This is a genomic window from Spirulina sp. CS-785/01, from assembly GCF_028330525.1.
Classification (GTDB): Bacteria; Cyanobacteriota; Cyanobacteriia; order Cyanobacteriales; family Spirulinaceae; genus JAQMSD01.
This window is the reverse complement of the sequence record NZ_JAQMSD010000338.1, coordinates 1-5,543: the sequence shown is the minus strand read 5'-3', so window position 1 is coordinate 5,543 and position 5,543 is coordinate 1. Positions and strand designations below refer to the sequence as shown.

Annotated in this window: 6 protein-coding genes; 2 read left to right on the top strand and 4 right to left on the bottom strand. The window is 46.1% G+C overall.

Features of this window, described 5'->3' with window-relative positions; genetic code table 11:
- Positions 1–146: 146 nt before the first annotated feature.
- Positions 147–608 carry a GNAT family N-acetyltransferase gene (locus PN462_RS22255; RefSeq protein WP_272131048.1) on the bottom strand — a complete coding sequence of 154 codons (462 nt, stop codon included), beginning with the start codon at positions 606–608 and terminating at the stop codon, positions 147–149.
- Between the two features lie 20 nt (positions 609–628).
- On the bottom strand, positions 629–826 hold the full coding sequence (locus PN462_RS23735) for a hypothetical protein (RefSeq protein ID WP_443029260.1): 198 nt from the start codon (positions 824–826) through the stop codon (positions 629–631).
- On the opposite strand from PN462_RS23735, the gene pheA reads away from it, so the two are divergent.
- Positions 813–1,682 (top strand): prephenate dehydratase, encoded by an 870-nt coding sequence (pheA, locus tag PN462_RS22250; protein ID WP_272131047.1) that lies wholly within the window; start codon positions 813–815, stop codon positions 1,680–1,682. The genes PN462_RS23735 and pheA overlap by 14 nt on opposite strands.
- 181 nt (positions 1,683–1,863) lie before the next feature.
- On the opposite strand, the gene PN462_RS22245 is transcribed toward pheA, so the two are convergent.
- Together PN462_RS22245 and PN462_RS22240 are read right to left on the bottom strand one after the other, a co-directional pair.
- Positions 1,864–2,505, bottom strand: a complete 642-nt coding sequence (locus tag PN462_RS22245; protein ID WP_272131046.1) for an LON peptidase substrate-binding domain-containing protein — start codon at positions 2,503–2,505, stop codon at positions 1,864–1,866.
- A gap of 113 nt (positions 2,506–2,618) precedes the next feature.
- Entirely contained in the window at positions 2,619–4,307 is a 1,689-nt protein-coding gene (locus PN462_RS22240) for a transglutaminase family protein (protein WP_272131045.1), read from the bottom strand.
- A gap of 239 nt (positions 4,308–4,546) precedes the next feature.
- On the opposite strand from PN462_RS22240, the gene PN462_RS22235 reads away from it, so the two are divergent.
- Positions 4,547–5,326 carry a DUF928 domain-containing protein gene (locus PN462_RS22235; protein ID WP_272131044.1) on the top strand — a complete coding sequence of 260 codons (780 nt, stop codon included), beginning with the start codon at positions 4,547–4,549 and terminating at the stop codon, positions 5,324–5,326.
- Positions 5,327–5,543: the final 217 nt, after the last annotated feature.

Genomic DNA, 5,543 nt, shown 5'->3' with positions numbered 1-5,543 from the left:
GCTAAAACCCGTTAAAACGGGTTGATAAGCTGAATGCTACCTTTATATTATATGCCTTGGGTTTATATGCCTTGGGTTAAAACCCAAGGCTAATAGCTAAAACCCGTTAAAACGGGTTGATAAGCTGTTGGTTATCTAAACCAATATCAACTATCAACTATAATACGGCAGGTTCGCCAGTCGGGGATTACCGTTGCGCCCATTTTCTGGTAAAATTGAATGGCAGGGTCGTTCCACTCTAACACACTCCACTCCACGCGACCGGCCTTCCGTTGTACCGCTAACCCTATCACGGCCTTTAATAACTCGGTCCCTATCCCTTGACGACGGTATTCGGGTAAAACAAATAAATCTTCCAAATAAATTCCCGGTCGGGTTAAAAAGGTTGAATAATTGTAAAAAAATAGGGCAAACCCAACCACTTTTCCCTCTACCTCCGCTACTATTGCTTCAATATAGGGAGAGTCCCCAAACAGATGCTCCTGTAATGCGTCCACTGTCCCTGTAACTTCATGGGATAATTGTTCATAGTCGGCTAAGGCTTGAATGAGTTGAAAAATGGCAGGAACATCACTAGGGGAAGCGGCACGAATTTGAAAAGGGTTCATTTTCAATTAACAATTAGCAATTAACAATTATCAGGGGAAGATGACCAATTTAAAATAAGTTTTGAGGGAAGTGGGGACAGTGTAGTGTTTGGAGAGTTATCAGGATGGGTAGATAGGGCAAAGCCAATAATCAACAACAAATAACCAATAACCAACAACAAATAACCAATAACCAATAAAAAATAACCAATAACCAATAAAAAAATGTCCCTTTCTATTGCTCATTTAGGTCCAACGGGAACATATACAGAAACTGCGGCCCTTGCGTATGCGAACTGGTTACAGGTAACGCAGGGGGAAGACTACTTTCTTTGTCCTTATCCTACCATTGCCCAAACTTTAGAAGCGGTTGCCTATGAACAAGCGCATTTAGCGGTAGTCCCGGTTGAAAACTCCATTCAAGGGAGTGTGGCCATGACACTAGATATGTTGTGGCAGTTAGACCAACTTCAGATACAACAGGCATTAGTCCTTCCTATCGCCCATGTTTTGCTGTCTCGCGCTGCCCACTTTGACCAGATTAAAACAGTCTTTTCTCACCCGCAAGCCTTGGCCCAATGTCAACGGTGGTTAAACCAACAACTGCCCACTGTCCAACAAGTTGCTAGTAACTCTACTACGGAGGCCCTACGCTACCTAGACCAAGATAACACAACGGCTGCGATCGCATCGGAACGAGCCGCCCAACTCTACCAACTTCCCATCCTCGCCCAAAATATCAACGACTACCCCGAAAACTGTACTCGCTTCTGGGTTTTAGGGTTACAACCCACCCAAGCAGGTCACTATATCTCCCTCGCGTTTAGTGTCTCCCAAAACATCCCAGGGGCCTTGGTGAAACCACTACAAATTTTTGCTGAACGAAGCATTAACATGAGTCGTATTGAGTCCCGGCCCACCAAACGGTCTCTCGGTGAATACCTCTTTTATATTGAGTTGGAAGGGTCACAAACAGATAAAAAAGTACACAATGCCTTGACAAAATTACCAAAATATGCTGAAGTCCTCAAAATATTTGGCAATTACCACCTTTTCCCCATCCAGTCAGGGAAAGTGATCGATAAAATAAATTAACCCCTAACCCGTAGAGCAAAAAAGCTACCTTTATATGCCTTGGGTTTTAACCCAAGGCTAATAGCTGAAACCTATTAAAACGGGTTTATAGACCTATTTTCTCCCGTTTGAGAGGCTTCGCCAACGGAGTGTTAGTTTTAAGAGTCTCGGAGTCAAGGCTGATAGCTGAATGCTGACCATTCTACTTTAAAACATCCTTTAACGCCGTTCGGGCTGCCAAATGGTTCCGAGTTGAAGTCAAAATTTCTGACTCCCGCTTTAATCGTTCCGTAGTTTGCTGCATCTCTAACAAGGTTTGCTGTTCAGAAGCCACCCCATAGAGATTACTGGCCACCCAATAGGACAATTCTAGAGGTAAATTGGGTAAATCTTCGGGAAGTTCCACCTTTTGATCGGTCAATTTGGCGGAGAGATGAACCACATCTTTTAACAATTGTTCCACCTCAGTGGCCATGGGTCGGAGGTCTTCATCGGTTGCATTATCTTCAACCCATTCGACTAAACCCACCCGATAGGGTTTCTCCCGGACATATTCCAACACCCGAAAGCGTTGTTGGCCTAGGGTTAAAATTTTCATCCGGTCGTCCGGGAGTCGCTGAAAGTGAATCACTTCAGCACAACACCCCACCTCGGCAATTTCTCCCCGTACGGGATCGAACATGAGTACCCCAAAGCGGCGATCGCTTTCTAGGATAGTATTCATCATAATTCGATAACGGAACTCAAAAATATGCAGAGGGAGGGGACGACCCGGAAACAAGACCACATCGGGAAGGGGAAATAAAGGAAGTTCTCGCACAGCAATTGAGGATGAAGATAACATTGCGTCTAAAGCCAACGTACAGACCTTTTCTTTATCCTAACGGAAAGTGTCCGAGGATAGTTCAGAAAACCCAAGAACCCGTCCTAACGGTCAAGTCAAAGTTGTATGAGGAGTTAACTCTCTCGCCCCTCACTGGGGTCTAATTCCTCTAAAATCGTAAAGCGGACATGATTAATGGCTAATTCCCCAATGGACACCTGTTCCTTGGCCACCGGAATCCCTTTACTATACAACTTCTCAAAGGGGACTCCTTTGCCCATCTCCGCATGATACCAGGACAGGCCCATAAAGAAGCGTGTCGGATAGGGTCCTCCCTCATTGATATCATCGGGGTTGGACTCCATGGGCAACCAGCCAAACCCCGGTAAGTAAAACTCCATCCAAACATGGTTAAAATCCGGTTCGAGGGGGACATTACGACTGAGGGGTTGGGCCGGGCATTTATAACGGCCTACCGTGCGGCAAGCAATGCCATTGAGACGGGATAAGGCCAATAATACCCCTAAATACTCTCCACAGGACCCTACCCCCCTAGCAAGGGCAACATCGGGGGAATCAATATGGGGTTTAATACCATAGGAGAGACGGTCATAGACATAATTCCGAATGTTGTACATTTTGCGCAGGAGATTGGTTTCCTCAGCAACGGCATCGTTGGCGGCCCGTTGGATATTCTCTTTATCCATGGCCAAATTGTCATTATCCACTAAGTAGCGTTCTTGGAAATCCGCCGACAACTCCGGCAAATCATTGCCATCCCTGGGCCCAAACTGATATTTAATACTCCAAACCTCTAAGGTTGCTTTCCAGCCAAATACATACCGTTCATTGGACTGGAGATTATCAAACTTAAACACGGCAATCCGTTGGCCATCAATTTCCCGTTCCACAAAGGGCAACCCCACGGGTTCAACATGGCGTAATTTTTGCCGCTTGGTTTCCGCAGGTAAGGCCATGTGCCATTCTAGCTCCTCCACCTCAATGGGATCTAGGGGCGACAGTTCCTCTACATAGGACATTTCAATTAAAAAGCCATTGGAGAGGGCGTGCTTCCCTTCCGGGTCAAAATGGAAATAGAGGGGATGGACTAAGGAGCGATCGCGGTACTGTAACTCATGATTGGGATGGGCATTAGGATTATCCCGAATATAAGGTTCATCGTGAACATAGGTCACATAAAGGGTTTCCTGGCCCGTTTCCGGGTTAGTATAAAACGATAACCCCGTGGGATTCTCAAAGGGAGTCAACACACTAAACTCAATTTCTCCCGTTGCGCGATCGAGACAATAGACCGTCTGTTCCACATCATCACACAACCACAAATGCTCTCCCCGCACCGTAATATTCTCCACCCCAATCCCAGGGGCATACAAGCGGGTAATTTCTCGACGGGTTTCCCGACTGAAGATCAAAATATACCCTGTCCTCTGACAAGTGATATAAACCGTCGCATCCTTCACCCCAATGCCATTCACCGAATAGGGCAGGGTAATAAAACGATGAATTTCTAAATCCTTGAGGGAACAAAAATAGACATCTTCGTTTCTAGTAAACCAGAGTACATCCTGCGCGATCGCTAACCCTGTTGCCCCCACAAAATTTTGCCAATTATGCGGATTGACAATGCGCGTATTGTCGGTCACAGGATCGACCTCCAGCAGATACCCACTGGTCGAATCTAGAGCATAGAGGGTATTGCCCTGAAACGCAATGCCATGAAGCGTTGCTGCCGCAATCGGATGAATTGTTCTAGGTTTGATAGTTTCTTGAGTTAAAACAGAGATAGATGAATCTGGAATCATGCTCAATTGGAATGAAAATAATAGTAGAAGCGGATCTGGGCTTCAATGCCAATCCTGTACTCAGTGGCTTAACTTAGCAGAATCTAGACTCATCTCAATGCTCGATATGAACTTTTGAGCGAGGTTTTCTGGACAATTGGCCGTAAAACCATCTGCAATTCAATCTTAATTTGAGATTGTGCATCAGGGTGTGTCTGCATCTTAACCCAATCGCCGTGTTATATCTCTCGACAAAAACTATGGTTTCCTTTAAATCCCAATTCTCACCCCGTCTGGGGCAATTCCTTAGCATTACCCTTTTAACCAGTCTTGCCCTTTTCTCAGTCCAAGCCGTCCGGGCCCAAAATATCCCCAATCAGTGGCAAAATCACAATTACACCCCCCCCTCTAATTTAGGCAGTCCCGACCGGATGGAAGCCGGGGGAACACGCAGTGGTTCAGAATTAAGCGTCACCCCCCTCGTTCCCCAAACCCATAAATTTGGTGTCACCCTAGAATCGAACCCCTCTTTATATGTCTATGCCCCAGGATTACTTGATCCGGAGTTAAACCGTTTTGTGGTGGTCGAATTAATGAACGCTGACCACAAAATGGTCTATCGTACCGAGATAGAAGTATCGGGCAATGCCGGGATTCTCCGCTTACAACTTCCAGAAACCCATCCCGAAACCGGCGACAAACTTCTAGAAACCGAGGAAAATTATTATTGGACAGTTTCTGTCCTCGATTCCTACGATGAAATTATGGGCACTGCCCAAGGATGGATTCGCCAAGTCCCCACCCCCTCTGACTTAGCATCCCAGTTAGCGGAAGTTCCCCCCCACAACAAAGCCCGTCTTTTAGCGGAAAAGGGTATTTGGTATGATGCCTTAGATCAGTTAGCCCAAGCCTATGCCGACAACCCCAACGATTCCCAAGTCCAAGCCGACTGGGTAAAGTTGTTAAAGGCGGCAGATTTAAGCGATTTTAGCCAAGCTATGATTATGAGTCCGCAAGTGGCCACCTTACCCAACGAATAAGTCGCTGCTGACGGGAGCAATTCATTGGCTCAAGCTCAAGGAGAGGGAGATAATTCTCTCTCTTTTTTAACTATTTCTTGACGCTCCACGCCCTAAAGGAGCGTGGATTCTTGGTTCAACGAATCTCCGTTAGCTAGCAGGATTTCTCCAACCAACCAAGAGGGAGTTTCTCCCCAAGCGTTAATTTTCGTGCGCCCCACGATATATAAAGCCCTTT

Coding starts and splice junctions, on each gene's coding strand:
- PN462_RS22240 (WP_272131045.1), bottom strand. CDS start 4,307: ATGATTCCAGATTCATCTATCTCTGTTTTAACTCAAGAAACTATCAAA.
- PN462_RS22245 (WP_272131046.1), bottom strand. CDS start 2,505: ATGTTATCTTCATCCTCAATTGCTGTGCGAGAACTTCCTTTATTTCCC.
- PN462_RS22255 (WP_272131048.1), bottom strand. CDS start 608: ATGAACCCTTTTCAAATTCGTGCCGCTTCCCCTAGTGATGTTCCTGCC.
- PN462_RS22235 (WP_272131044.1), top strand. CDS start 4,547: ATGGTTTCCTTTAAATCCCAATTCTCACCCCGTCTGGGGCAATTCCTT.
- pheA (WP_272131047.1), top strand. CDS start 813: ATGTCCCTTTCTATTGCTCATTTAGGTCCAACGGGAACATATACAGAA.